The sequence below is a fragment of the Microvirga sp. RSM25 genome, assembly GCF_044784385.1.
In the GTDB taxonomy this organism is placed as follows: domain Bacteria; phylum Pseudomonadota; class Alphaproteobacteria; order Rhizobiales; family Beijerinckiaceae; genus Microvirga; species Microvirga tunisiensis.
Window position 1 is genome coordinate 3,066,202 of sequence record NZ_CP173039.1, and the last position, 22,612, is coordinate 3,088,813.

The following is a 22,612-nucleotide window of genomic DNA, read 5'->3' on the forward strand; positions in this document are numbered from 1 at the left end:
GTTTTGCTTGCCCGGTTCGGGCCGGCTGTCGCATGCATCCCGACGCATCGGAGATCCAGGACCCCTCTTGACCCCTGCCGGGTTCGACCATCTGTCTGCTCTCACGGTCGAATCGGGTCTCCCGGGCGAGACCGGACAGGGAGGATGGGATGGGGCTGCTGATCGACGGCGTCTGGCAGGATCAATGGTACGACACCAGGAGCACCGGTGGGCGCTTCGTCCGCAAGGCATCGGCTTTCCGGAACTGGGTCACCGCCGACGGGTCCCCCGGCCCGACGGGAGAAGGCGGGTTCAAGGCGGAGCCCGGGCGCTATCATCTCTATGTCTCGCTCGCCTGCCCCTGGGCGCATCGCACGCTGATCATGCGCAAGCTCAAAGGGCTGGAGAGGATGATCGACATCTCCGTCGTGCACTGGCGCATGCTGGAGCATGGCTGGACCTTCGAGGAGGGGCCGGGCGTCGTTCCGGATCCCATCAACCAGGCCCACTATCTCTACCAGGTCTATACGGCGGCAGCGCCCGATTATACGGGTCGCGTAACGGTTCCCGTGCTCTGGGACAAGGCGACCGGCACCATCGTGAACAACGAATCCGCCGAGATCATCCGCATGATGAATTCCGCGTTCGACGGGATCGGCGCCAACCCGGGCGATTACTGTCCGGAGGATCTGCACGCCGACATCGACGCCTTGAACGCGCGCATCTACGACAATGTCAACAACGGGGTGTACAAGGCAGGCTTCGCGACGACGCAGCAGGCTTACGAAGAGGCGGTTCGTCCGCTTTTCGAAGCGCTGGATTTTCTCGACGAGCGTCTATCCTCACGCCGCTATCTCTGCGGCGACCGGTTGACCGAGGCCGATATCCGGCTTTTCACCACGCTGGTGCGCTTCGATCCGGTCTATGTCGGCCACTTCAAGTGCAACCTGCGCCGCATTGCGGATTACCCGAATCTCTCAGGCTATCTGAGCGATCTCTACCAGACGGGCGGCATCGCCGAGACCGTGAACATGGCCCACATCAAGGGGCATTACTACGAGAGCCACAGGACCATCAATCCCACCGGCGTCGTGCCGCTCGGGCCGATCCTGGATCTCGATGCGCCGCATGGGCGCGATAAGATTTAGGGCTTGTAGACCTCGATGGCCTCCTCGAAACCTTCAACATCATGAGCGCCGAGGGGCGAGGGATTGCCCCAGAGATGTTCGACGAAGGGTTTCGACATCAGCAGCGGTTCGCCCAGGCTCTTGTTCAGCTCCGCGATGCGGCTTGCGAGATTCACGTCCCGGCCGATCACCGTGAAATCCAGGCGCTGGCCGGAGCCCACATTGCCGTAGGCCGCATCACCGTGGTGGAGCGCGAAGCCCACGTTGATCGGCACGGGGAAGCGGCCCTCGTTGTTGGCGATCTCGATGCGGCGAAGGGCCTTGGTGGCGGCGGTGAGAGCCGATTGCGCCGCCCCGCCCGTGTCGTCGCCCTTGTCGCGCACGATGGCGAGAAGACCGTCGCCGAGATATTTCAACACCTCTCCACCCTCGTCCTCGATGGGCGGCACGAGGCAGTCGAAATAGTTGTTCAACAGTTCGACCGCACTTTCGGGGCTCAGCGTGGATGAGATATGCGTGTAGTCGCGCATGTCGGCGAACAGGATGGCCGAACGGATGCGGGTCACCTGTCCGCGCTGAATGGCGCCCGACAGAATCGCCCTGTGAGGTTCGTCACCCACATAGATGCGCAGTACTTGATCGAGCCGGTTGCTCGTTGCGCGCAGCTCGGTCACGAGGGCAAAGGATGGGATCACCATGCGCAGGATGGTCAGCGCGCGCGTGCCGAATCCTTCCGGCGATCTCGTCGCGAACGAGATCGCGTTCTCGGCCCCATTGGTGAACCGGATTGGGACGGTGACGTAATGACGGTAGCCCGCTTCCTTCAACTCCGGAATGATCGGAAAGAGATCGTCAGGGGTGTTCGAGAGATCGAGGATGAGCCACTCGCCGGTTCGGCTGACATGGGCGAAGGGGCTCGTCTGATAGATCGTCTCGCGGCGGTCCCCGTGCGGCAGGTAGCGCACGACGGTCCCCTCCTCCCGGGTCCAGAATCGTCCGATGCCGGCGTATTCCGAATGCAGCGCCTCGATGGCCGAGACGGCCCGGTCGATGGGCAGGCCAAGCTCGATCAACCGGTCGAGAAAGCTCGACAGGACCTCGTTCGAATCCTCCATCTGGCCTGCAGCCGTGACCAGCCAGTCCCGCAAAGCGATGACCCGCGCGAGGCTTTCGGCATCGAGGCTTCGAGCCATGGTCAACGGATCGTCCGAGGCGGTCGAAGAGAGGGAGGGTGACATCATAAGGCCAAGGTGTGTTGCCCTCGCGGATCCTTCAACCCATGAGGAAACTTTCCGACATGAAAGCTGGGATGCCTTTCCGGAAAGAGCAATGGCTTTGACAGAAGCCGGTCGCCGGAATAGAGCCAAGCCATGGCAAGCATCGATACGCTTTTCGTCACCAAAGTCTACCGCGCCGAGATGACGGGCGCCAAGGCCGAGCGCCGCAACGCAGAGCTGGAGGCGGCCTGCCTGTCCATCGCCGAGGATGACGAGGCCGGCCAACGCTGGTGCGCCAAGCATGGCTATCCGGGCTACACGTCCTACGCCTCCCTGAACGACCTGCCCTGGCGGGTGCCCGTGTTCGGCGAGCTCCTGAAGGAACTCGACAAGCACGTGGCGGCCTTTGCCAAGGAGCTGGAATTCGATCTCCAGGGCCGCAAGCTCGTGCTCGACAGCCTGTGGATCAACATTCTCCCGCCAGGAGGCATCCACACCTCCCATATTCACCCGCATTCGGTGATCAGCGGCACCTATTACGTCACGATCCCGGAGGGCGCGAGCGCGCTCAAGCTCGAGGATCCGCGTCTCGGTTTCATGATGGCCGCCCCGCCGCGCAAGGCCAAGGCCAAGCCGGAGAACCGGCAATTCGCCTATGTGAAGCCGGTGCCCGGCACGGTCCTGCTCTGGGAAAGCTGGCTGCGCCACGAGGTGCCTCTCAACGAGGCCGAAAGCGAGCGCATCAGCGTGAGCTTCAACTACTCCTGGCAGTAGGCCCCGGCAGGCCCGGTCAGCCAAAGCCCAACGGCTCATCCTGAGAGGTTGGTTGGGACTAGGACACAAGGGCTCATCAGCCTTCTGAAGCCCCCCACGTCATGGCCGGGCGTGTCCCGGCCATCCCGACCCGAAGAATGCTGAGCTTTTCGCAATCGGGATCACCGGCACAAGGCCGGTGATGACGACGGAGGGGAATTCCGGCCTTTCGGGATGCGGATTCCAAGGGGACGTCGAGAACCTCTCAGACCTCGGCCCACATCCGGAAGAGATTGGCGCTGCTTTTCGCCAGCAGGTCGAACTCCGGCGTCTTGCCGGATTGGGCGAACAGGTTGCGCTTGGCCGTCTCGAGATCGAAGAGGAGTTCGCGCCGGGCACTGTCGCGGACATAGCTCTGCGCCCAGCCCACGGCCACGACCCGCTCTCCCCGCGTGACGGGCGCGACCCGGTGCAGGCTCGTCGAATCATAGGCGACGAGGTGCCCGGCCGGCAGCTTCACCTCCTCCTCGCCGGACACCGACTCGATGACGAGTTCGCCGCCGTTATAGGTCTCCGGATCGGCCAGGAAGAGGGTGAAGGACACATCCGTGCGGATGCCGTTCATCAACGGATTGTCCACGTGGGACCCATATTCCTTGCCCTCGCCGTACCGGGCAAAGGTCAGCGGCGTCAGCACCTTGGGACGCGCGGCGAGGCTGAAGACCTCATGGCCGAGAATGGCCTTCGACACCTTGTCCCGAAGCAAGGCGAGAGCGGCGCCTTCGCGGGCCTGCTCGTTGTCCTTGACGAGCCTGGCGCTCCACCCGGCCGTTGCACGACCGTCCTCGAAGCGCATCGATCCCAGCATCGCACGAACCTCGTCGAGTTCGGCCAGGGGCAGGACGTCGGCAATTGTGATGAGCATGGGTGAAACACCTTCGGGCTTGCCAGAACTCCCCATATTCTGTAGCTAAATCATTGTAAAGACAGGTAGTTTTTAGCTTTTCTAAACTAGCGGCAGCGGCTGACGTGCCGAGGGGGAAGTCATGAAGAAACGGAAGATCTGGGCGGGCCTGAGCTCCGCTGTGCTGGTTGCCGCGCCCGCCGTTGCGCAGGCGACGGTTCTGCATGTTCAGCCCCAGGCTGGTATCGAGACCAAGGCGGACCAGACCCTGCTCCACCTCGCCCAGCACCAGGGCCACGCGGCGCCTGCCGCCACGGCCGGCGGCGAGGGCGAAGGGGGCGAAGGGGAAGGCGGCGGCGGCGCGCAGCTGCAGCCGTCCCTGCATCTCTACCGCGGCATCGAGATGATTCGAGGCCATCTCCTTGTCGGCGCAGAGCTGATCGAGGCCGGCCGCTGGGCGGATGCCCTGCCCCACTTCCTGCATCCGGAGGAAGAGATCTATGCCAGCATCCGCGATCAGCTGAAGTCCTTCAACATCGCGCCCTTCCAGGTGGCTCTGAAGTCGCTCTCGCAGACCGTGAAGGCCAAGAACAAGGAAGCCTACGCCCGCGCCCGCGCGGCCCTCGATGAGCGCCTGGCCGCCGCCGAGACCGCCGTGAAGGCGAAGGAAGAGAACGGCACCTATTTCGTGCTCGAAACGGCTCTCGAGGTGCTGCAGCAGGCGGCCGACGAATATGAGGAGGCCGTCGAAAAGGGCCGCATCGCCAACGTGGTCGAATATCAGGATGCGCGCGGCTTCGTGTTCGAAGCGGACCGTCTCGTCGGAACGGTCATGCCGGCGGCCACCGCGAAGAACGCCGATGCGGCCAAGGCCGTGCAGGCGAGCCTCGACGAGCTGAAGGCGACCTTCCCGGCCGTGACGCCGCCGAAGCAGGCCGTGAAGGATTCCGGCAACTTCCTGAGCGCCATCGCAAAGTTCGAACTGCAGCTCGGGCATCTGCGCTAACAGTCGTGCCGCGCAAGGATTTCGCCAAAGCGGGCCGGGTGCTTGCGAGCCTTGTTCTCGCGAGCCTCGTGAGCGGAGCGGCCGACAAGCCCGCTCCGCTCGATGTCGGGCATTGGCGAAAGGTCTTCGCGCGTCCCGACCATACGCCCACGCCCGCAGGCAATCCGGCCACTCCGGAAAAAGTGGCGCTCGGAGCGAGGCTCTTCGAGGATACTCGTCTTTCGGGTTCAGGCGATGTGGCATGCTCGAGCTGCCATCAGGCCGACCTGTCCTTCACCGACGGCGTCGATCGCCATGTCGGCCATGACGGGCAGCCCCTCGACCGCCGCACGCCTCCGCTCTGGAACCTTGCCTGGGGCCTGTCCTTCTTCTGGGACGGCCGGGCATCGAGCCTGGAAGCTCAAGCGATGGTGCCGATCGAGAACGAGCGCGAGATGGCAGGCAATCTGCACACGGCCTTGCGTGACCTCGGCGCCGATCCGCAGATGCGCAAAGCCTTCGCCATCGCCTTCCCTGACGATCCCGGCGTGACACAAGCCAATCTGGCAAAGGCTCTCGCGACCTTTCAGCGAACCCTCGTTTCGCCGGAAACCCGGTTCGACCGATGGGTGAAAGGCGACGACGGCGCTTTGGAGCCGGACGAGCTTGCGGGCCTTTCGCTCTTCGTCGGAAAAGCAGGCTGTGTGGCCTGCCATCGGGGCTGGCGCTTCACCGATGAAGCCTTCCACGACATCGGCCTGCCGAGCGATGACAAGGGTCGTGGACCCATCCTGGGCCTGCAGGCGGCGGATCATGCCTTCAAGACGCCGAGCCTGCGCGAACGGGTCTGGTCCGCGCCCTACACGCATGACGGCTCGCTCGCCACGTTTGACGATGTCGTCGACCATTACGCCGAACGCGTGGTGAAGCGCCCCACCCTCTCGGCCGACCTGCCGCAGCACATCGAACTCAACGCAAGGGAGCGTGCGCAGCTCGTCGCGTTCCTCAACACTCTGTCCAGCGACGATACTCCCCGTCCCGCGAGCCTGCCGGCGAAGACGATGGCCTGGGGCGCGAATGCGGAGGCGGTCCCCAAATCGAGCGTCAGCCAGAAGGATCGGCGCTTCACTCCGGGGGCAATCATCCTGAAGGTGGGCGAGGCGCTGCGCATCCTCAACGACGATACGCGCGTCCACAACGTGCGCCTCGACGGGCAGGGCAAGAGCTTCAATTCCGATGCCCAGAACCCGGGCGACACCGTCACCATCGGGTTCGATCAGCCGGGTCACTACGACATCATCTGCGGCATCCATCCAGAGATGCGTCTGGGCGTGGAGGTCGCGCAGGCCCGCTGAGGACGGCTCGGGAAAAGATAAATACACGCCTCGTTTCCGGCGACACGACCCCGGTGGCTGCGCTAAAACAGGGTCATGCCCATGCTCCGTGACGACGACACTCTCTTCACCGCTCTGATCGCCCGCGATCCTTCCTACGAGGGGTTTGCCTATGTGGGCGTGAGGACGACGGGGATCTTCTGCCGCCTGACCTGCCCGGCCCGGAAGCCGAAGCGCCACAACGTGGTGTTCTTCTCGTGCAAGGACGCGGCCCAGGATGCGGGCTTTCGCCCCTGCCTGCGCTGCAAGCCCCTCGACATCAGGCGGCCCACGAGCGGCGCGCTCGAAACCCTCCGGGACAGGATCAAGGCCGAGCCCGACCGGCGATGGAGCGCGGAAGACGTGAAGGCCCTCGGCTACGATCCCTCCACCGTCCGCCGCGCCTTCCAGCGCGAATACGGCATCACCTTCGCGCAATATGCGCGCTCGCAACGCTTGGGGCTTGCGGTGAACACATTGCAGCAGGGAGGCTCCGTGATGGATGCCCAACTCGATGCCGGCTACGAATCCAGCAGCGGTTTTCGCGATGCGATCAGCAAGCTCATCGGCGATGCGCCGATCCGCACGCCAGCGCGTCAGGTTCTGACGGCGCAATGGCTCGACACGCCCATCGGCGCGATGCTCACCGTCGTGGACGACGCGGGCGTGCACCTGCTCGAATTCGCGGAACGCAAGGCGCTTCCGACCGAGATCGAGCGCTTACGCAAACGCGTCGGACCGATCTGCTTCGGGCAGCATCCCATGCTCGACACGCTGGCGCATCAGGTGGAGCAGTATTTTGCCGGTCGCTCGATAACCTTCGATGTTCCCGTCGTTCAGAAAGGCACGGCTTTCGAGGCCACGGTCTGGGACGCGCTGCGCCGGATCCCTGCGGGTGCCACGCGCAGCTACGGCGAGATCGCCCGCTTCATCGATCGTCCCGATGCGCCGCGCGCCGTCGCGCGGGCGAACGGCGCCAATCAGGTGGCGATCATCGTGCCCTGCCATCGCGTGATCGGCGCGGACGGATCGCTGACCGGCTACGGTGGCAAGATCTGGCGCAAGCAATGGCTGCTGGAACACGAACGCCGCCTCGCAGCAACATTCTCCAAGGGGTAGACGACATGACGGATCAAGTCACGAAGGCCAGGACGTTCAAGGCTCTCCACGTTCCGGGACGCCCGATCATCCTGTTCAACGTCTGGGATGCGGGCAGCGCCAAGGCGGTTGCGGCGGGCGGCGCCAAGGCGCTTGCGACCGGCAGCTGGTCGGTCGCGGCCGCGCACGGTTTCGACGACGGCGAGTACATGCCGTTCGACTTGGCCATCGCCAATCTGGAGCGGATCGTGGCCGCAACCGATCTGCCGGTCACCATCGATCTGGAGAGCGGCTACGGCGCCAGTCCGGACGGGGTCGGCGCCAATATCGCCCGCGCCGTCCAGGCGGGAGCCATCGGCTACAACATCGAGGACAGTGTTCGTGAATCCGGTCCCTTGCGCGAGATCTCCGATCAGGCGGCGCGGCTCAAGAGCGCCAGGCAAGCGGCCGACCGGCTCGGGATTCCAGCCTTTCTGAATGCCCGCACGGACGTGTTCCTGGTGGCCGCCGCGGACCAGCACGGGAGCCTCGTCGCGTCCGCTTTGGAGCGCGGCCGCGCCTACGCCGAAGCCGGTGCGGATGGACTGTTCGTCCCCGGCTTGGCCGACGAGGCGCTGATCGCCCGCGTCGCCGAAGGTTCGTCACTGCCGGTGAACATCATGGCGAGCGCGAAGACGCCCCCGGCTGCGCGGCTCGCGGAGCTCGGCGTCGCCCGCATCAGCCATGGACCGGGCCCGTATCGCATGGCGATGAAGGCCCTGGAGGACGCCGCGCGAGCAGCCCTGATCTGACGGGCCGCCTTCGATCCTCTCAGAAGCGCTTCTTCTCGATCTTCGGCAGGAAGTAAGCGAGAAGCCCGATGGCCGGCAGGAACGAGCAGACCTTGTAGACGGTCTCGATGCTCGTCATGTCGGCCAGTTGCCCCAGCAGCGCCGCGCCCAGGCCCGCCATGCCGAAGGACAGGCCGAAGAAAAGGCCCGCGATGGTGCCGACGCGTCCCGGAACGAGCTCGGTCGCATAGACGAGAATGGACGAGAACGCCGAGGCCAGAACCAAGCCGATGGTGACGCTCAGGACCGCCGTCCAGAACAGGTTGGCATAGGGCATCGCGAGCGTGAAGGGCAGGACGCCGAGGATCGAGCCCCAGATCACGTAGCGCCGCCCGATCTTGTCGCCGACGGCGCCGCCCAGAATCGTCCCGACGGCGAGCGAACCCAGGAAGACGAAGAGATAGATCTGCGCCTCCTGCACCGAGACCTGGAACTTGGAGATCAGGTAGAAGGTGAAATAGTTGGTGAGGCTTGCGACGTAGAAGTCCTTCGAGAAGATCAGCAGCATCAGGATCGCGATCGAGATCGCGACGCGCCTTTTCGAGACCAGCGAACCCGTCTCGGCCGCGCGGGGCCTGGCTCGCAGATCCGCGAGCTTGGCCTGATACCAGCGCCCGATGGCGAACAGGATCAGCATCGCCAGCAGCGCCACCACGGAAAACCACGCGATACTCGGCTGTCCGAACGGTACGACGATGAAGGCCGCGAGCAGCGGGCCCAAGGCCGTTCCCGCATTGCCGCCGACCTGGAACACCGATTGCGCCAGGCCGTGCCGTCCGCCCGACGCGAGACGGGCGACGCGGGAGGATTCCGGGTGGAAGACCGAGGATCCCATGCCGACAAGCGCTGCAGCTACGAGCAGGATCGGATACGAGTCGGCCCGCGACAGCGTCAGCAGGCCTATGAGGGTGAAGCCCATGCCCGCGACGAGGGAGAACGGCTGCGGCCTGCGGTCCGTGAAGCTGCCGACCAGGGGCTGCAGCAGCGAGGCCGTGAGTTGGAACGTCAGTGTCAGAAGCCCGATCTGGCCGAAGTCGAGGTGAAAATTGCTCTTGAGGATGGGGTAGATCGCCGGCAGCAGCGATTGGATGAGATCGTTCAGCAGGTGCGAAACGCTGATGGCGGCCAGGATCGGGACCGCAACTCTCTCCGCCGACACAGGACGGGACGCAATGGGCATGGCAGGCGTTTGATTGGTCATCGATGTTCTTCGTGATGCTGCCAAGCTTGCAGCCAAGCCCAGCCTTGAGGCGTTTCCAGCTTTCGCTATAGACCAGAATAGGTTCCTGATCTCCCTCCTATGCTGCAGAGCAGGGTTACAGCGCGGGTAGGGCAAGTCCCCTCCTGCCCGTTCAAAGACCCGTATCGAGCCCGGCTGCAACAGGGTATCTCCAGGGTCACAACTTTTTCCCATTTGGCCCCTAAGCCCAGGCCTCAGATCATTCCCCCGGACACGGGAAAAAATATAAGCAACAAAGGGGTTTTTCATGTCGCAAGCCACGGCCTATGAGCAATTCATGCTCGAACTGGTGAACCGTGAACGGGCAAAGACGGGCGCTCAGCCGCTTGCCTTCAACGGCACTCTGAACGAGTCGGCGGATTCGCACAGCAACTGGATGATCGCGACCGACACGTTCTCTCATACGGGATTGGGCTCCTCCTCCCCACACCAGCGGATGATCCAAGCTGGCTACGCCTTCTCGGGCTCCTGGACATCGGCGGAGAACATCGCCTGGGTCAGCACCCGCGCTCCTGCGGGTCTCCAGGACGAGGTGGAACTGCTGCACACGAACCTGATGAACAGCCCGGGCCACAAGGCCAACATCCTCAACGGGACCTTCCGCGAGATCGGCATCGGCTTCGACACCGGACCGTATCAGACCTGGGACGGGGCCTTCGTCACGCAGAATTTCGCCAAGTCGGGCGGAAACGTGTTCCTCACGGGCGTCGGCATGGATGACAAGGACGGCGACCGCTTCTACGACATCGGCGAGGGCCTCGGTGGATTGACCGTGACGGCCGTGAGTTCGACCGGCGCCCGGTACAGCACCACGACGGAAGGCGCCGGCGGCTACAGCCTGGCGCTTGCGGCCGGCACCTATTCGGTCACCTTCTCAGGCGGTGGTTATGCCCCGGTCACCAAGCAGGTGACGATCGCCTCCTCGAACGTGAAGCTCGACCTCATCGACCCGACCACAGGCGCTTCGCCCACACCCACGCCCACCACGATCAGTGGCACCGCGGGCAACAACACCCTCAAGGGCACGTCCGCGGCCAACACGATCGAGGGCAATGGCGGCAACGACAAGCTCTACGGCAACGGGGGCAACGACAAGCTCTATGGCGGCACCGGGAACGATACGCTCACCGGCAATGCCGGAAACGACCGGCTCTATGGCGACAGCGGGAAGGACACCCTGTCCGGCAGCAGCGGCAACGACATTCTCACCGGCGGCACGAGTGCGGATACGTTCCGCTTCTCGGGCAAGTGGGGCAAGGACAAGATCACCGACTTCAAAAATGCCAGCGACCACATCGATCTGCGCGGCAACGGCCTGAGCTTCAGCGAACTCAGCATCAGCAAGGTCAATGCCGACAGCGACGGCAGGGCCGACGATGTGGTCATCAAGGCCGACAGCCAGTCGATCACGCTGCTCAACGTGAAGCTCTCGCTGATCGGCGCATCGGATTTTCTGTTCTGAATCAGGACAGATTCGAAAAGGCGGGCTTTCGGACCCGCCTCATCGGCTTTTGTCCGATGTCGACGCCTCGATGAGGGTTTGGCGTCTTTGCCGGTAAGTACCTGTGTTCTGCGGCTTGATGAAAAGCGTCGTGATCTCCGGATGGAGGGCTTTCACCTGTGCCTCCAGACGCGTGACGCACGATTCGATGCCAGCCGTCGTGAGGTCGTCTGCGAAATCGGCACTCAATGCGGCAACCACCTGCTGCGGACCGAGGTGCACCGTCATGACACCGTTGGCGCGCTCTACGGCCGGATCGGCCTGAGCGATGGCGAGGATCGACCTCTGCACATCGGGGTGCGCCGCCTCGCCGATCAGCAGCCCTTTCGTCTCCCGCGCCAGCATCAGCGCGGTCAGAGCCAGAACGAGGCCGATACCGATTGAGGCAAGTCCATCGAGTCCGGGTTTCTCAAGATAGTGGGCTGCGGAAATGCCGATAAAGGCGATGGTCAGTCCAATGAGCGCCGCACTGTCCTCGAACAGAACCGTGAAAGTCGTCGGATCCTTGCTTTCTTTGACGGCTTGGAAGTAGCCAAGCGATCCCTTCGCCCGGCGGAACTCCTTCATCGCCACCCACCAGGATCCGCTCTCGAAGACGAAGGAAAGCGCCAGCACCACATAATTGACGGTTGGATCCTCGACCGGCGAAGGATCGCGCATGTGGACGATGCCTTCATAGAAGGACACGCCCGCCCCGAGAGCAAAGACGAGCAGCGCGACGATGAAGGTCCAAAAGTAGATCTCGCGACCGTATCCAAAGGGATGCGCCGGATCGGGAGGTCGAGAGGCACGGCGCAGGCCGTAGAGCAGCAGCACTTCGTTGCCGGTATCGACGAGGGAATGCACGCCCTCGCTGAGCATGGCGGAGCTTCCCGTCCAGGCCGCCGCCGCGAACTTGGTGACTGCAATCAGCAGATTGCCCGCCAGGGCCGCATAGACGACTTTCCTGGGAGAATGCTGGGATGCCATACGCACGATGCTCCAATGGGAGCAGAACGACGGCGCATGGCTTCAGTTTCACGTAAAACGATCCGGCCGGATTTGCTGAATCCGGCCGGATCGATGCTTTTACTCGGCTGCAATCAGAACCGCCTCGCCGGCCGGAGTATGCGTCTCGACAGCGCCGTCATAGACGGACTGATCGAGAATGCGCTCCTCCTTGGCGACGATCACCGGCACAAGGATCTGACCCGTCACGTTGGTCATGGTGCGCATCATGTCGACGACGCGGTCGATGGCGATGATGTAGCCGATGCCTTCGAGCGGCAGGCCCGCGGTGCTCAGGGTCAGGGTGAGCATCACGATGGAGGTGCCGGGCACGCCGGCGGTGCCGAGCGAACCCAGGACCGCCGTCAGGCCGATGAGCACATATTGCGTCAACGAGAGATCCAGGCCGAAATACTGCGCGATGAAGATCGACGCAATGGCGGGATAGATCGCCCCGCATCCGTCCATCTTCACATTGGCGCCGAGCGGCACGGCGAAGCTCGCATAGCTCTGCGGCACGCCGAGCTTCTCGACGGCAACGCGCAGGGACATGGGAAGCGTGGCGAGGCTCGATGAGGTCGCGAAGGCCATCTGCATCGCCGGCGCGGCGCCGCGGAAGAAGCGTCCGACCTTGAGGCCGTGCAGCTTCAGGAGGCCGCCATAGACCACGACGATGTGGAACAGGCAGGCGAGGTACATGGCCGCGATGAACTTGCCGAGCGGCAGGAGCGAGGCCAGGCCATAGCGCCCGACGACCCAGGCGATTAGGCCGAAGGTGCCGATGGGCGTGAGCTGCAGCACCCAGCGCGTGATGCGGAAGACCACGGTTGCACCCTGATCGACCAGATTGCGGATGCCGGCGGTCTTCTCGCCCAGGGACACGAGGGCAGCGCCCACGATGCCAGCGAAGAAGAGCACCTGCAGCACGTTGGTGTCCGCCATGGCCTTGATCGGGTTCGTCGGCACGATGCCGATCAGCACTTCGAGCGGCGTCGGAATCGTGCGCGGCTTCACCTCGCCGAGCGGCAGGTTCGACAGGCCGAGACCCGGATCGATGAGATGACCGAAGGCGATGCCCACCAGCACGGCGATGGCCGAGGTGGCGATGAACCAGAACAGGGTGCGCAGGCCCAGGCTTGCCACGTTGCCCGCTTCGGCCAGCTTCGCCACGCTGGACGTGATGGTGAAGAACACGAGCGGGATCACGATCATCCGCACGAGGTTCAGGTAGAGGTCGCCCAGAGGCTTGAACCAGACAGCAGCCTGCTCTCCGGCCAGCACGCCCGCCAGGATGCCGAGGACAAAGCCCACGGCGACCCGCTGCCAGAGCGGGCGGGTAAACCACGATTTAAACATGTGGATTGCCTTGTATTTACGAATTTACCCGCAAATAAGGGATTGATGGACAAAGCGCAAATGTCGCCCACGCAAGGGAGGGGGCGTACTGCCGCATGGACGGCCGGCGCTCACGATGCCGTGTGAGGGTGTTGCTCCTCCGGAACGGTCATCCATCTCGGTTCTTGTCCGACGGCAACACGATGTCAGCACTCTTCATGCGTCTCCTCTCAAGCTTCGCTCGCCCTACGGCCGGTCTGGCTCTTCTCCTCATGCTGACCGGGACCGTCGGCGCATCCGCCCAGCCCGCCTCCCCTCCACCGGCGTCTGCACCCAATGCCGGGCTGATCGAGGAGACGGTCGAGCGTGCCAAGGATCTTCCGAACCTCCGCTCCCTGATCGTGTCCCACAATGGAAGCGTTCTGGCCGAGCGGGCCTTCGGAGGCGCGCGGCTCGACCGTCCGACGAACATCAAGTCCGCGTCGAAGACGATCATGTCGGTTCTGGTCGGCATCGCCATCGACCGCGGCGTTCTGGAGGGCGTCGATCAGCCTGTTGCGTCGGTTCTCGCGCCAAGCATTCCCTCCGGTGCCGATCCTCGGATCAGGCAGGTCACCATCGGCCATCTGCTGTCCATGCAGGCCGGATTGGAGCGAACCTCGGGCCGCAGTTACGGCGCCTGGATCGGCAGCGACAACTGGGTCCGCTACGCCCTCTCGCGCCCCTTCGTCGACGAGCCCGGCGGACGCATGCTCTATTCGACCGGCAGCACGCATCTTCTCTCCGCCGCGCTGACGCGGGCCTCGAAGCGCAGCACGCTCGAGCTGGCGCGCGACTGGCTCGGGAAGCCGCTGGAGATCGATGTCGCGCCCTGGACGCGCGATCCGCAGGGCATCTATCTCGGCGGCAACGAGATGGCGCTCTCACCGCGTGCTCTCTGGCGCTTCGGCGAGATGGTTCGTCAGGGCGGCATGATCGAGGGCAAGCGCGTCGTGTCGGAGAACTGGATCAGGGAATCGTGGACGCCGCGCACCGTCTCGCCCTTCACGGGCGATGCTTACGGCTATGGCTGGTTCATCCGCGAGATGCGCGGGCACCCGATCTACTATGCCTGGGGCTTCGGCGGACAGATGCTCTATGTCATTCCGGGCCTCGGCCTGTCCATCGTCATGACCTCCAATCCGACCGCGCCGTCGCGGGAGGACAATTACATCGGGCAGCTTCACGCCCTCGTGGCGGATGGCATCGTTCCCGCCTTCCTGCCAAAGCCGGATGGCGAGACCGGCAGCATCGGCGCGGGCGACCGGAAGCCCATGCCCTGATCAATCCAGCAGAAGCGCCAGGACAAGCGGCAGAAGCAGTGCGGTGACGAGCGCATTGAGCCCCATGGCGATGCCGGCAAAGGTGCCGGCGAGCGAATGAACCTGAAACGCTCTCGCGGTGCCGATACCATGGGACGCGAGCCCCACGGCAAAACCACGAGCGCGCCAGTCCTTCATGCGTAAGGCGTTCATCAGCGGCGTGACCATGATCGAGCCGATGACGCCGGTGAGCATGATCAGGATGGCGGTGAGCGCCGGATCACCGCCCAGGGTTTCCGTGATGCCCATGCCCACCGGAGCGGTGACGGATTTCGGCGCCAGCGAGATGAGGATGGGATCGGGAATGCCGAAGAGCTGCGCGACGACGACGGCCGACACGATGGCCGTCACGGATCCCACCACGAGCGCCACCACCATCGGCACGATGGAGCGCAGCACGATGCGCCGGTTCTCGTAAAGCGGGATGGCGAGCGCAACGGTCGCGGGACCGAGCAGGAAGTGCACGAACTTCGCGCCTTCGAAATAGACCGGATAGGACGTGCCCGTGCCCCACAGCACGAGGGCAACGGTCACCACGGAGATCAGCACCGGATTGCACAGGGGATGCCGCTTGAAGGCGAGCGAGATGCGATCGGCGATCACATAGGCGCCGAGCGTCACCACGAGCCAGAGCAGCGGGGTCTGCGAAAGATAGACCCAGAGGGAGAAGGCCTGATCAGTCACGGGCTCTGCCCTCCTCGCCCGCCTCCATCGAGGAGCCGCTGAGGCGCGACACCACCACGAAGGTCACGACCGTCATGACCAGGGTCACGAAGGTCGAGACCACAAGCGCCACCGCGAGACCCACGCCATATTCCGCCACCACATCGAGCCGCTGCACCACGCCGACGCTGGCCGGAATGAACAGCAGCGACAGATGGGCGAGCAATCCCTTGCCCGTCGAGTCGAGTGCCCTGCCGAACTCAGGGATCTTCGTCCGGATCCGATCCCGCAGGCTCAGGAACACGAGCAGGAAAAGCATTCCCAGAACAGGACCGGGGAGCGGCCATCCGAGCCCGCGGGCGACCACTTCGCCCAGGAGCTGGCACAGAAGAATGATGGTGAGGCTGACGATCATGGACGATACATAAACGAAAAAGGCGGGCCCCAAAGCCCGCCTTTTGCATTCTTTTGCATTCGATCAGTTGTCGAGGAAGCTTCTGAGCTTCCGGCTCCGCGAGGGGTGCTTCAGCTTGCGCAGGGCCTTCGCCTCGATCTGGCGGATACGCTCGCGGGTCACCGAGAACTGCTGGCCGACCTCCTCGAGGGTGTGGTCGGTGTTCATGCCGATGCCGAAGCGCATGCGCAGCACGCGCTCCTCGCGCGGCGTGAGCGAGGCGAGGACGCGTGTCGTCGTCTCGCGCAGGTTCGACTGGATCGCCGCATCGATGGGCAGGATCGCGTTCTTGTCCTCGATGAAGTCGCCGAGATGCGAATCCTCCTCGTCGCCGATGGGCGTCTCGAGGGAGATCGGCTCCTTGGCGATCTTGAGGACCTTGCGCACCTTCTCCAGCGGCATGGCGAGCTTCTCGGCCAGCTCCTCCGGGGTCGGCTCGCGGCCGATCTCGTGCAGCATCTGGCGCGAGGTGCGGACGATCTTGTTGATCGTCTCGATCATGTGCACCGGAATGCGGATCGTGCGGGCCTGGTCGGCGATCGAGCGGGTGATCGCCTGCCGGATCCACCAGGTGGCATAGGTCGAGAACTTGTAGCCGCGGCGGTACTCGAACTTGTCGACCGCCTTCATGAGGCCGATGTTGCCCTCCTGGATCAGGTCCAGGAACTGCAAGCCGCGGTTCGTGTACTTCTTGGCGATGGAGATCACGAGGCGCAGGTTGGCCTCGATCATTTCCTTCTTCGCCTGACGGGCCTCGCGCTCGCCCTTCTGCACCATCATGACAATACGGCGGAACTCCTGGATCTCCAGGCCGGTCTCGCTCGCCAGATTGTGGATGTTCTCGCGCAGGTCGTGGATGCCGTCCTTCGCCCTGGCGACGAAGTCCTTCCAGCCCTTTCCGCCGAGCTTGGAGACGCGCAGGACCCACTTCGGGTCGAGTTCCCAGCCCTGGTAGTGCTTGAGGAACTCCTCGCGGGCGACGCCGTGGCTCTCGGCCAGGCGCATCAGGCGGCCCTCATGGGAGATGAGGCGCTTGTTGATGTCGTAAAGCTGCTCGACCAGCGCCTCGATGCGGTTGTTGTTCAGCGACAGCGACTTCACCGACGCGACGATGTCCGCCTTGAGCTCCTTGTACTTGCGCTCCTGGGCCGGCGTCAGCTGCTTGTTCTGCATGCGCTGTTCCACATGCTCGACCTGCAGGCGGCGCAGCTTCTTGTAGTTGTCGGCGATGGAATCGAAGGTCTCGAGAACGCGCGGCTTCAGCTCGGCCTCCATGGCCGAGAGCGACACGTTGTTTTCCATGTCATCGTCGTCGAGATCGCCCTCGGGCGGGGTCATGCCCTCTTCGCCCTCGGCAGTCTCCTCTTCGGCCTCGCCTTCGCCCAGAGCGTCGACCTTGGGCGCGCCCTTGCCGTCGGGGCCGGCATAGGTGGCCTCGAGGTCGATGATGTCGCGCAGGAGCACCCGGCCTTCGACGAGCTCGTCGCGCCAGATGATGATGGCCTGGAAGGTCAGCGGGCTTTCGCAGAGGCCTGCGATCATGGCCTCGCGGCCGGCCTCGATGCGCTTGGCGATCGCGATTTCGCCCTCGCGGGAGAGAAGCTCCACCGAGCCCATCTCGCGCAGGTACATGCGCACCGGATCGTCCGTGCGGTCGGTCGGCTCCTTGGCCGTGGTCTCGCGCACCGCGACGGCGCGGGTCTGGTTGGCCTCGACGAGGTCGCCGCCATCGGGCTCCTCCTCGTCGGCGGCCTCCGGCTGGGCATTTTCGTCGGTCTCTTCGGATTCGACGACGTTGATGCCCATCTCCGAGAGCTGGCCGAGAACGTCCTCGATCTGCTCCGAGTTGAACTCCTCGGGAGGCAGAACCTCGTTCAACTCGTCATAAGTGACATAGCCGCGCTTCTTCGCGAGCTTGATCATCCGTTTAACGGCGGCATCGCTCAGGTCGAGCAGAGGCCCATCGGTCTGCTGCTCGGTCGTGGTCGTATCGCCTTCGTCGCCGCCGGTTGTCTTCGTCGCCATGCTTTGCTCAACTCCAGCGCCCGCCCATCCCCCCTACAGGACCTGCGATGCGCGAATGGGTGGCCAAGCCTCACGGCTCCGCCACCTGAAATTCATTCCAACTATAAACAGTGAGTCGCTTGACTAACCGTTAACCATCCCCTGTCCAGAGCGTGGCAGCCGCCTCGCCTGCCGCACTCCGATCGTGTGAGACATCAGTGCCCCCCTGGGAGCCCTCCGCTGTCCATATCGGCCTCGGCACCCTCGACGGAGGACAGCTGGTTCTGGACCTCCCGCAGCCAGGCGAGATTGGCCTCATTGTCCTCTTCGGCAAGCGCGCGCTCGGCAGCCCGAAGTTCGCTATGTAACGTGCGTGCGCGGCGATGCAAGGTGATGGCTTGCCTCAATGCGTCCTCAAGCCGCAAGGGATCCGCATGCGGATCCAGCATCCACCGGTCGCCGGGATGGACCAGAGCCGTCAGCCGGTCTGCCACCGGCGTCAGACCGGCCCGTTCGAGCCGGGCCCTCATGACCGTCAGATCGGCAGGTTCGCCGCTCGCCGCTCCATCGAGCAGGAGACTGCGCACCATTTGGGTGGGCCGGCCCTCAAGTTCAAGATCTGCAAGGGTTTCGACGTGATTTTGAACGAGTTCCGGATGGATCAGGAAGGTGCACAGGATCATCGCCTCCCGCGGACTCTCGGCGGCTCCTCCGGCAAAAAGCGGAGAGCGGGCGAGAAGCGGAGAGACACTCAACCGAGAGCTCGGCGTCATGGGCTGGGGCTTCTGAAAGTCCCGTCGCGAGCCCCCGCCCTGACGGTTGAACCGGTTGGCCCGGGAATCGGGATTCAACGCCGCAAGACGGCTTTCGACGTCCTCCCGGTAGTATTTCTTGAGCGTTTCGTCGCGAATCAGTGTCAGTGATTCGCGCAGACGCCGCTCCAGGGCCGCCCGGCGCTCGGGGGTATCCAAGGGTCCGGCCTCGAGCTCCCGGGCCCAGAGCACGTCGACCAGGGGCCGCGCCGAGGCCAGAACCCGCTCCACGGCGGCGCTTCCTCCGGCCCGGGCAAGATCGTCCGGGTCCTGCCCGTCGGGCAGCATGGCAAAGCGCAGGGACTTGCCCGGCATCAGGTTGGGCAGGGCGACATCGAGCGCCCGGTAGGCCGCCCGCTGCCCGGCCTTGTCGCCGTCGAAGCAGACGATCGGCTCCTCCGCGAGGCGCCAGAGCAGCGTGAGCTGGTCCTCCGTCAGGGCCGTGCCGAGCGGCGCGACCGCGTGGGGGAAGCCCGCGACGCTCAAGGAAATCACGTCCACATAGCCTTCCACGGCGATCACCGTGCCCCGGTCATGGGCCGGCTGGCGGGCGAGATGGTAGTTGTAGAGAAGCCGCCCCTTGTTGAAGAGCGGGGTATCGGGCGAGTTGAGATACTTCGCGGGAACGTCCGCGCTCATGGCCCGGCCGCCGAAGGCGATCACCCGGCCGCGCACGTCGCAGATCGGGAACATGACCCGGTCGCGGAACCGGTCGGCGGGGATCTTCCCCTCCTCGCCGGCATGAACCAGGCCCGCCTCCACCATCATCTCGACAGGCACGCCCTTACCGGCGAGATGGTCGCGCAGCGCATAGCGCTCGGGCGGAGCATAGCCGATGCGGAACCGAGCCTGCGTCTCCCGGCTCAATTGGCGCCCGGCGAGATAATCCTGCGCCTTGCCGCCGGAGCGCCCCTGGAGCGAGGCCTCGAAGAACTCCGCCGCCAGTTCCATGACGTCATGGAGGTTCTTGCGCTTGACCTCCTCCTGCCGGTCCTCGCGGGAGAGCTTCGGCAAGGGCACGCCCGCCTCGCCTGCCAGCCGCTCCACGGCCTCGGGGAAGGACAGGCCCTCCGTCTCCATAAGAAAGGTGAAGATGTCCCCATGTTTTCCCGAGGAGAAGCAGTGGTAGAACTGCTTCTGGTCGTTCACGTAGAAGGACGGCGTCTTCTCCGCGTTGAAGGGCGACAGCCCCTTCCATTCCCGCCCCGCCTTCTTCAGGCGCACGCGCTTGCCCACGACGGCCGAGGTCGGCAGCCGGGCGCGGATCTCTTCGAGGATTTGGGGTGGGTAGCGCACGAGGCGGAATTCTCCAAACCTGCTCCATAAACTAGAGCGGCTACGGCAGAGTTAAAAACCCAACGGCCACGCTTTTTTTGTTCCCGTAATCCACAGGCTCGGCAGGCTGGCCATTTTCTCGGGGCGGGCGATGATAAGGAAGGCCATTCATGGAACCACTAAGCGTGGCCTTCGCTTGAATGGATAGAAGCCTTTCTCGTCGGAGGAATGCTTGTCGCAGGATTGTCCAAGTACCGGGGTTAACCAATGCCTCTCACCCAAAACCCCATTGTGGAATGGCCGACGGAGTTCCAGCATCTTCTGGCAGGCATTCAGGTGGCAGCCGGAGAGGATGGCAAACGCTACGGTCACATCGATATCGACATCGACCCCGAGACCCTGTTCCTCCTCAACGACTTCGAAGCGCGTGTGCGGCATCGTCAAGTGCGGATCAGGTCGGCAGACAGCGCCAGGTGCCTCATAGGCGAGATGAACGCGCTTGTGGGCTTAGGGGCTGCGGCCCAACCGGCGAAACATGTCACCAGGGTCCGGATCAGCTTTCACGACCTCCTGGATGACGATTGCGTCGATCGCTCGCCTCACATGTGAGCGGATCCAAGGATGCCGCAACGGCGAGACGCCGGTTCAAGTGGACAAGGTGAAATTTGCTGTTCCTCCTGAAACGTGAGCACCCCATTCTGCGCGAGTGAGAGCAGGTGGAGCGCCTTGAATCAGAGCATCGCCCATATCGCTATCGTCGTTCTCGACTACGACGAAGCGATCGGTTTTTACGTCGACAAGCTCCGGTTCGAGCTGGTCGAGGACACCTATCAGCCGGAGCAGGACAAACGCTGGGTCGTCGTCCGGCCTCGGGGGAGCGGAAGCACGTCGTTGCTGTTGGCCCGCGCATCCTCGGCCCATCAGGAAACGTTCATCGGCAATCAGGCCGGCGGCCGCGTCTTCCTGTTCCTGCGGACCGATGACTTCTGGCGCGATCATACCGCCATGCTTGAAGCCGGGATCACCTTCATCCGCGAGCCGAAGCAGGCTTCCTACGGGATCGTGGCCGTGTTCGAGGATCTGTACGGCAATCTTTGGGATCTCGTTCAATTCACGGACGGGCGGCCGTGAGGATGACACCTGGACGGACCAAGTCCGGTCCGCACTCCGTTCACCGGCGATCTTAAACAGCGAGACTTGGACTCAAGCGCTGAGCCGGTGCGAGCCTTTGCCTTTCGCCCGTTTCGCACGCTCGGCTTTGGTCTTCTCCAGGGCAGCCTGAGTTTGCCTTGCCATCTGCTCGCATTGCTCGTGGAGAGCTTCCAATTCCTTGTCGGTCAACTTCTCGATTCCCATGAACGCGTCGTCCGCATTCGACGTCCGGATCAGCTCGTCGAGCTTGGTTTGAACGGCGGCGCCGTCGCGGTTCTGCGTGTTCTGAATGAGGAAGACCATCAGGAAGGTCACGATGGTCGTTCCGGTGTTGATCACCAGCTGCCAATTCTCCGAGAAGCCGAAGAAGGGCCCTGACACGGCCCAAACCAGAACGACGACGACGCAGATCAGGAAGGCCGGCGGGCTTCCTGTCACTCTGGCCGTTGCATTCGCGAACTTGGCGAAAAGCCTGTCCATCGCGCGCCCGACAAGATCCGATGAAGAACAACGGTCGAGCTGGCTTTCCGTTCGATCCCGGGCTCGGGCGCCGGTCAGCGGCTTGCCGTCGTGAGCGCCGCGCCGATGCCGACGAAGGTCACGCCTGCGGCGCGGTTGAACCATCGGCCGTGCCGGGTCAGCCAGGGGGCGATGCGCTGCGCCATGACGGCGAGAAGAAGCTCGTAGACGATCTCTACCACCACGAAGGTGCCGCCGAACACCGCGAGCTGGACCGGATAGGACACGCCCGGGACCATGAATTGCGGCAGGAAGGCCGCGAAGAAGATCAGCGCTTTCGGGTTCGACACCGCCACGAGGAAGCCCTGGTTGAACATCCAGAGCGGCCTCGCCCGGCGCAACCCTTTGTCCTGCTCCGCCACATCGAGGACGGAAGCGGGCGCCCGCCAGATGCGGATGCCGAGATAGACGAGATAGGCGGCGCCGATCCATTTGGCGATGGTGAAGGCCCGCTCCGAGGCGGCGAGCAGCGCTCCCATGCCGGCGAGCGATGCCGCAATGAGGACGAAGAACCCGAGCGCACCGCCCAGCACCGTATAGATCGTGGGCCGGAACCCGTAACAGACGCCGTGCGTCAGCGACAGCAGGCCGTTCGGCCCAGGGGTCAGCGAAAGGCCGACCGCGGCCACCAGATAAATCAGCCAGAGTTCGAGGCTCATGGATCACCGATGCTCAATACAGGGTTCGCCTTTTAGCACGACACGCCAGAAATCCCCGAACGGAATGTCGTTTCCAATGACCGATGGCCTGGAATGACACCTATCCCGTTCACGCTCTCCGCCATCATGGCTCTCCCGTCACGGCCGGCCTTGTGCCGTCCATCCTGATTTGAAAGGCGCCGCGCCTCTCGGATCGAGATCACCGGCACAAGGCCGGTGATGACGGTGCTGGGCTGAAGTCAGACTCCCGCTGCCCCTTCCGCTCCGCTTTCGCGTCCTGTCGGGAGCGATACCGTCCCTGCTCACACGTTCCCCGTCATGCCCTCCTTACTCTCGTCATGGCCGGCCTTGTGCCGGCCATCCCGATGCTGAAAAGCGCCGCGC

At 63.9% G+C, this 22,612-nt stretch carries 21 protein-coding genes; 10 read left to right on the forward strand and 11 right to left on the reverse strand.

All coding sequences use genetic code 11. The features are described 5' to 3' along the window. Positions 1-149: 149 nt before the first annotated feature. Positions 150-1,127, forward strand: a complete 978-nt coding sequence (locus ACD578_RS14535; RefSeq protein ID WP_404286038.1) for a glutathione S-transferase family protein — start codon at positions 150-152, stop codon at positions 1,125-1,127. Here the strand turns inward: ACD578_RS14535 and ACD578_RS14540 are convergent. Next, positions 1,124-2,299: an adenylate/guanylate cyclase domain-containing protein gene (locus ACD578_RS14540; protein WP_162866290.1), complete on the reverse strand. Its 1,176-nt coding sequence runs from the start codon at positions 2,297-2,299 to the stop codon at positions 1,124-1,126. The genes ACD578_RS14535 and ACD578_RS14540 overlap by 4 nt on opposite strands. Positions 2,300-2,476: 177 nt before the next feature. Here ACD578_RS14540 and ACD578_RS14545 point away from each other — a divergent pair, with 177 nt between their 5' ends. After that, a complete protein-coding gene (locus tag ACD578_RS14545) occupies positions 2,477-3,097 on the forward strand; it encodes a TIGR02466 family protein (RefSeq protein WP_404286041.1) in 621 nt (206 codons plus the stop codon). 244 nt (positions 3,098-3,341) lie between these two features. Here ACD578_RS14545 and ACD578_RS14550 read toward each other — a convergent pair whose 3' ends face one another. Then, entirely contained in the window at positions 3,342-4,001 is a 660-nt protein-coding gene (locus tag ACD578_RS14550) for a Fe2+-dependent dioxygenase (RefSeq protein ID WP_404286043.1), read from the reverse strand. Positions 4,002-4,122: 121 nt separating this feature from the next. Between ACD578_RS14550 and ACD578_RS14555 the strand changes: the two genes are divergently transcribed. From ACD578_RS14555 to ACD578_RS14570, 4 genes are all read left to right on the forward strand, one after another. Next, positions 4,123-4,986: a hypothetical protein gene (locus ACD578_RS14555; RefSeq protein WP_404286045.1), complete on the forward strand. Its 864-nt coding sequence runs from the start codon at positions 4,123-4,125 to the stop codon at positions 4,984-4,986. Between the two features lie 5 nt (positions 4,987-4,991). After that, on the forward strand, positions 4,992-6,320 hold the full coding sequence (locus ACD578_RS14560; RefSeq protein ID WP_404286047.1) for a cytochrome c peroxidase: 1,329 nt from the start codon (positions 4,992-4,994) through the stop codon (positions 6,318-6,320). Between the two features lie 81 nt (positions 6,321-6,401). Further along, positions 6,402-7,457 carry a bifunctional transcriptional activator/DNA repair enzyme AdaA gene (locus ACD578_RS14565; protein WP_404293867.1) on the forward strand — a complete coding sequence of 352 codons (1,056 nt, stop codon included), beginning with the start codon at positions 6,402-6,404 and terminating at the stop codon, positions 7,455-7,457. 5 nt (positions 7,458-7,462) lie between these two features. Beyond that, entirely contained in the window at positions 7,463-8,227 is a 765-nt protein-coding gene (locus tag ACD578_RS14570; RefSeq protein ID WP_404286049.1) for an isocitrate lyase/phosphoenolpyruvate mutase family protein, read from the forward strand. Between the two features lie 19 nt (positions 8,228-8,246). Here the strand turns inward: ACD578_RS14570 and ACD578_RS14575 are convergent, their stop codons facing one another. Then, positions 8,247-9,467 (reverse strand): MFS transporter, encoded by a 1,221-nt coding sequence (locus ACD578_RS14575; protein ID WP_404286051.1) that lies wholly within the window; start codon positions 9,465-9,467, stop codon positions 8,247-8,249. A 286-nt stretch (positions 9,468-9,753) separates the two neighbouring features. Between ACD578_RS14575 and ACD578_RS14580 the strand changes: the two genes are divergently transcribed. Beyond that, positions 9,754-10,968: a CAP domain-containing protein gene (locus ACD578_RS14580; protein ID WP_404286053.1), complete on the forward strand. Its 1,215-nt coding sequence runs from the start codon at positions 9,754-9,756 to the stop codon at positions 10,966-10,968. 39 nt (positions 10,969-11,007) lie between these two features. Here the strand turns inward: ACD578_RS14580 and ACD578_RS14585 are convergent, their stop codons facing one another. Both ACD578_RS14585 and ACD578_RS14590 read right to left on the reverse strand, forming a co-directional pair. Continuing rightward, positions 11,008-11,976, reverse strand: coding sequence for a cation diffusion facilitator family transporter (locus ACD578_RS14585; protein ID WP_404286055.1), 969 nt, complete (start codon positions 11,974-11,976; stop codon positions 11,008-11,010). Between the two features lie 99 nt (positions 11,977-12,075). Then, positions 12,076-13,350 (reverse strand): dicarboxylate/amino acid:cation symporter, encoded by a 1,275-nt coding sequence (locus tag ACD578_RS14590; protein WP_404286057.1) that lies wholly within the window; start codon positions 13,348-13,350, stop codon positions 12,076-12,078. Positions 13,351-13,532: 182 nt separating this feature from the next. On the opposite strand from ACD578_RS14590, the gene ACD578_RS14595 reads away from it, so the two are divergent. Further along, positions 13,533-14,651, forward strand: coding sequence for a serine hydrolase domain-containing protein (locus ACD578_RS14595; RefSeq protein WP_404286059.1), 1,119 nt, complete (start codon positions 13,533-13,535; stop codon positions 14,649-14,651). On the opposite strand, the gene ACD578_RS14600 is transcribed toward ACD578_RS14595, so the two are convergent. The 4 genes from ACD578_RS14600 to dnaG form a co-directional block, all read right to left on the reverse strand. Next, the gene (locus tag ACD578_RS14600; RefSeq protein WP_404286061.1) at positions 14,652-15,374 is read right to left on the reverse strand and encodes an LrgB family protein; all 723 of its coding nucleotides are present in this window, start codon (positions 15,372-15,374) and stop codon (positions 14,652-14,654) included. It abuts the gene before it with no gap. Next, the gene (locus ACD578_RS14605) at positions 15,367-15,768 is read right to left on the reverse strand and encodes a CidA/LrgA family protein (RefSeq protein WP_404286063.1); all 402 of its coding nucleotides are present in this window, start codon (positions 15,766-15,768) and stop codon (positions 15,367-15,369) included. The genes ACD578_RS14600 and ACD578_RS14605 overlap by 8 nt, the downstream gene beginning before the upstream one ends. Before the next feature lie 63 nt (positions 15,769-15,831). After that, positions 15,832-17,832: an RNA polymerase sigma factor RpoD gene (gene rpoD / locus ACD578_RS14610; RefSeq protein ID WP_404286065.1), complete on the reverse strand. Its 2,001-nt coding sequence runs from the start codon at positions 17,830-17,832 to the stop codon at positions 15,832-15,834. Positions 17,833-18,026: 194 nt separating this feature from the next. Next, a complete protein-coding gene (dnaG, locus tag ACD578_RS14615; RefSeq protein ID WP_404286067.1) occupies positions 18,027-19,919 on the reverse strand; it encodes a DNA primase in 1,893 nt (630 codons plus the stop codon). A gap of 246 nt (positions 19,920-20,165) precedes the next feature. On the opposite strand from dnaG, the gene ACD578_RS14620 reads away from it, so the two are divergent. Together ACD578_RS14620 and ACD578_RS14625 are read left to right on the forward strand one after the other, a co-directional pair. Beyond that, positions 20,166-20,507 carry a hypothetical protein gene (locus tag ACD578_RS14620; protein WP_404286069.1) on the forward strand — a complete coding sequence of 114 codons (342 nt, stop codon included), beginning with the start codon at positions 20,166-20,168 and terminating at the stop codon, positions 20,505-20,507. Between the two features lie 117 nt (positions 20,508-20,624). Next, entirely contained in the window at positions 20,625-21,029 is a 405-nt protein-coding gene (locus tag ACD578_RS14625; protein ID WP_404286071.1) for a VOC family protein, read from the forward strand. 72 nt (positions 21,030-21,101) lie between these two features. Here the strand turns inward: ACD578_RS14625 and ACD578_RS14630 are convergent, their stop codons facing one another. After that, on the reverse strand, positions 21,102-21,530 hold the full coding sequence (locus tag ACD578_RS14630; protein ID WP_404286073.1) for a low affinity iron permease family protein: 429 nt from the start codon (positions 21,528-21,530) through the stop codon (positions 21,102-21,104). A gap of 74 nt (positions 21,531-21,604) precedes the next feature. Then, positions 21,605-22,228, reverse strand: a complete 624-nt coding sequence (locus tag ACD578_RS14635) for a LysE family translocator (protein ID WP_404286075.1) — start codon at positions 22,226-22,228, stop codon at positions 21,605-21,607. Between the last annotated feature and the right edge of the window lie 384 nt (positions 22,229-22,612).

What these genes read in the sequence shown, in the direction of transcription:
- ACD578_RS14535 (WP_404286038.1), top strand. Translation starts at nt 150, where the DNA reads ATGGGGCTGCTGATCGACGGCGTCTGGCAGGATCAATGGTACGACACC.
- ACD578_RS14540 (WP_162866290.1), bottom strand. Translation starts at nt 2,299, where the DNA reads ATGGCTCGAAGCCTCGATGCCGAAAGCCTCGCGCGGGTCATCGCTTTG.
- ACD578_RS14545 (WP_404286041.1), top strand. Translation starts at nt 2,477, where the DNA reads ATGGCAAGCATCGATACGCTTTTCGTCACCAAAGTCTACCGCGCCGAG.
- ACD578_RS14550 (WP_404286043.1), bottom strand. Translation starts at nt 4,001, where the DNA reads ATGCTCATCACAATTGCCGACGTCCTGCCCCTGGCCGAACTCGACGAG.
- ACD578_RS14555 (WP_404286045.1), top strand. Translation starts at nt 4,123, where the DNA reads ATGAAGAAACGGAAGATCTGGGCGGGCCTGAGCTCCGCTGTGCTGGTT.
- ACD578_RS14565 (WP_404293867.1), top strand. Translation starts at nt 6,402, where the DNA reads ATGCTCCGTGACGACGACACTCTCTTCACCGCTCTGATCGCCCGCGAT.
- ACD578_RS14570 (WP_404286049.1), top strand. Translation starts at nt 7,463, where the DNA reads ATGACGGATCAAGTCACGAAGGCCAGGACGTTCAAGGCTCTCCACGTT.
- ACD578_RS14575 (WP_404286051.1), bottom strand. Translation starts at nt 9,467, where the DNA reads ATGACCAATCAAACGCCTGCCATGCCCATTGCGTCCCGTCCTGTGTCG.
- ACD578_RS14580 (WP_404286053.1), top strand. Translation starts at nt 9,754, where the DNA reads ATGTCGCAAGCCACGGCCTATGAGCAATTCATGCTCGAACTGGTGAAC.
- ACD578_RS14585 (WP_404286055.1), bottom strand. Translation starts at nt 11,976, where the DNA reads ATGGCATCCCAGCATTCTCCCAGGAAAGTCGTCTATGCGGCCCTGGCG.
- ACD578_RS14590 (WP_404286057.1), bottom strand. Translation starts at nt 13,350, where the DNA reads ATGTTTAAATCGTGGTTTACCCGCCCGCTCTGGCAGCGGGTCGCCGTG.
- ACD578_RS14595 (WP_404286059.1), top strand. Translation starts at nt 13,533, where the DNA reads ATGTCAGCACTCTTCATGCGTCTCCTCTCAAGCTTCGCTCGCCCTACG.
- ACD578_RS14605 (WP_404286063.1), bottom strand. Translation starts at nt 15,768, where the DNA reads ATGATCGTCAGCCTCACCATCATTCTTCTGTGCCAGCTCCTGGGCGAA.
- rpoD (WP_404286065.1), bottom strand. Translation starts at nt 17,832, where the DNA reads ATGGCGACGAAGACAACCGGCGGCGACGAAGGCGATACGACCACGACC.
- ACD578_RS14620 (WP_404286069.1), top strand. Translation starts at nt 20,166, where the DNA reads ATGCCTCTCACCCAAAACCCCATTGTGGAATGGCCGACGGAGTTCCAG.
- ACD578_RS14630 (WP_404286073.1), bottom strand. Translation starts at nt 21,530, where the DNA reads ATGGACAGGCTTTTCGCCAAGTTCGCGAATGCAACGGCCAGAGTGACA.
- ACD578_RS14635 (WP_404286075.1), bottom strand. Translation starts at nt 22,228, where the DNA reads ATGAGCCTCGAACTCTGGCTGATTTATCTGGTGGCCGCGGTCGGCCTT.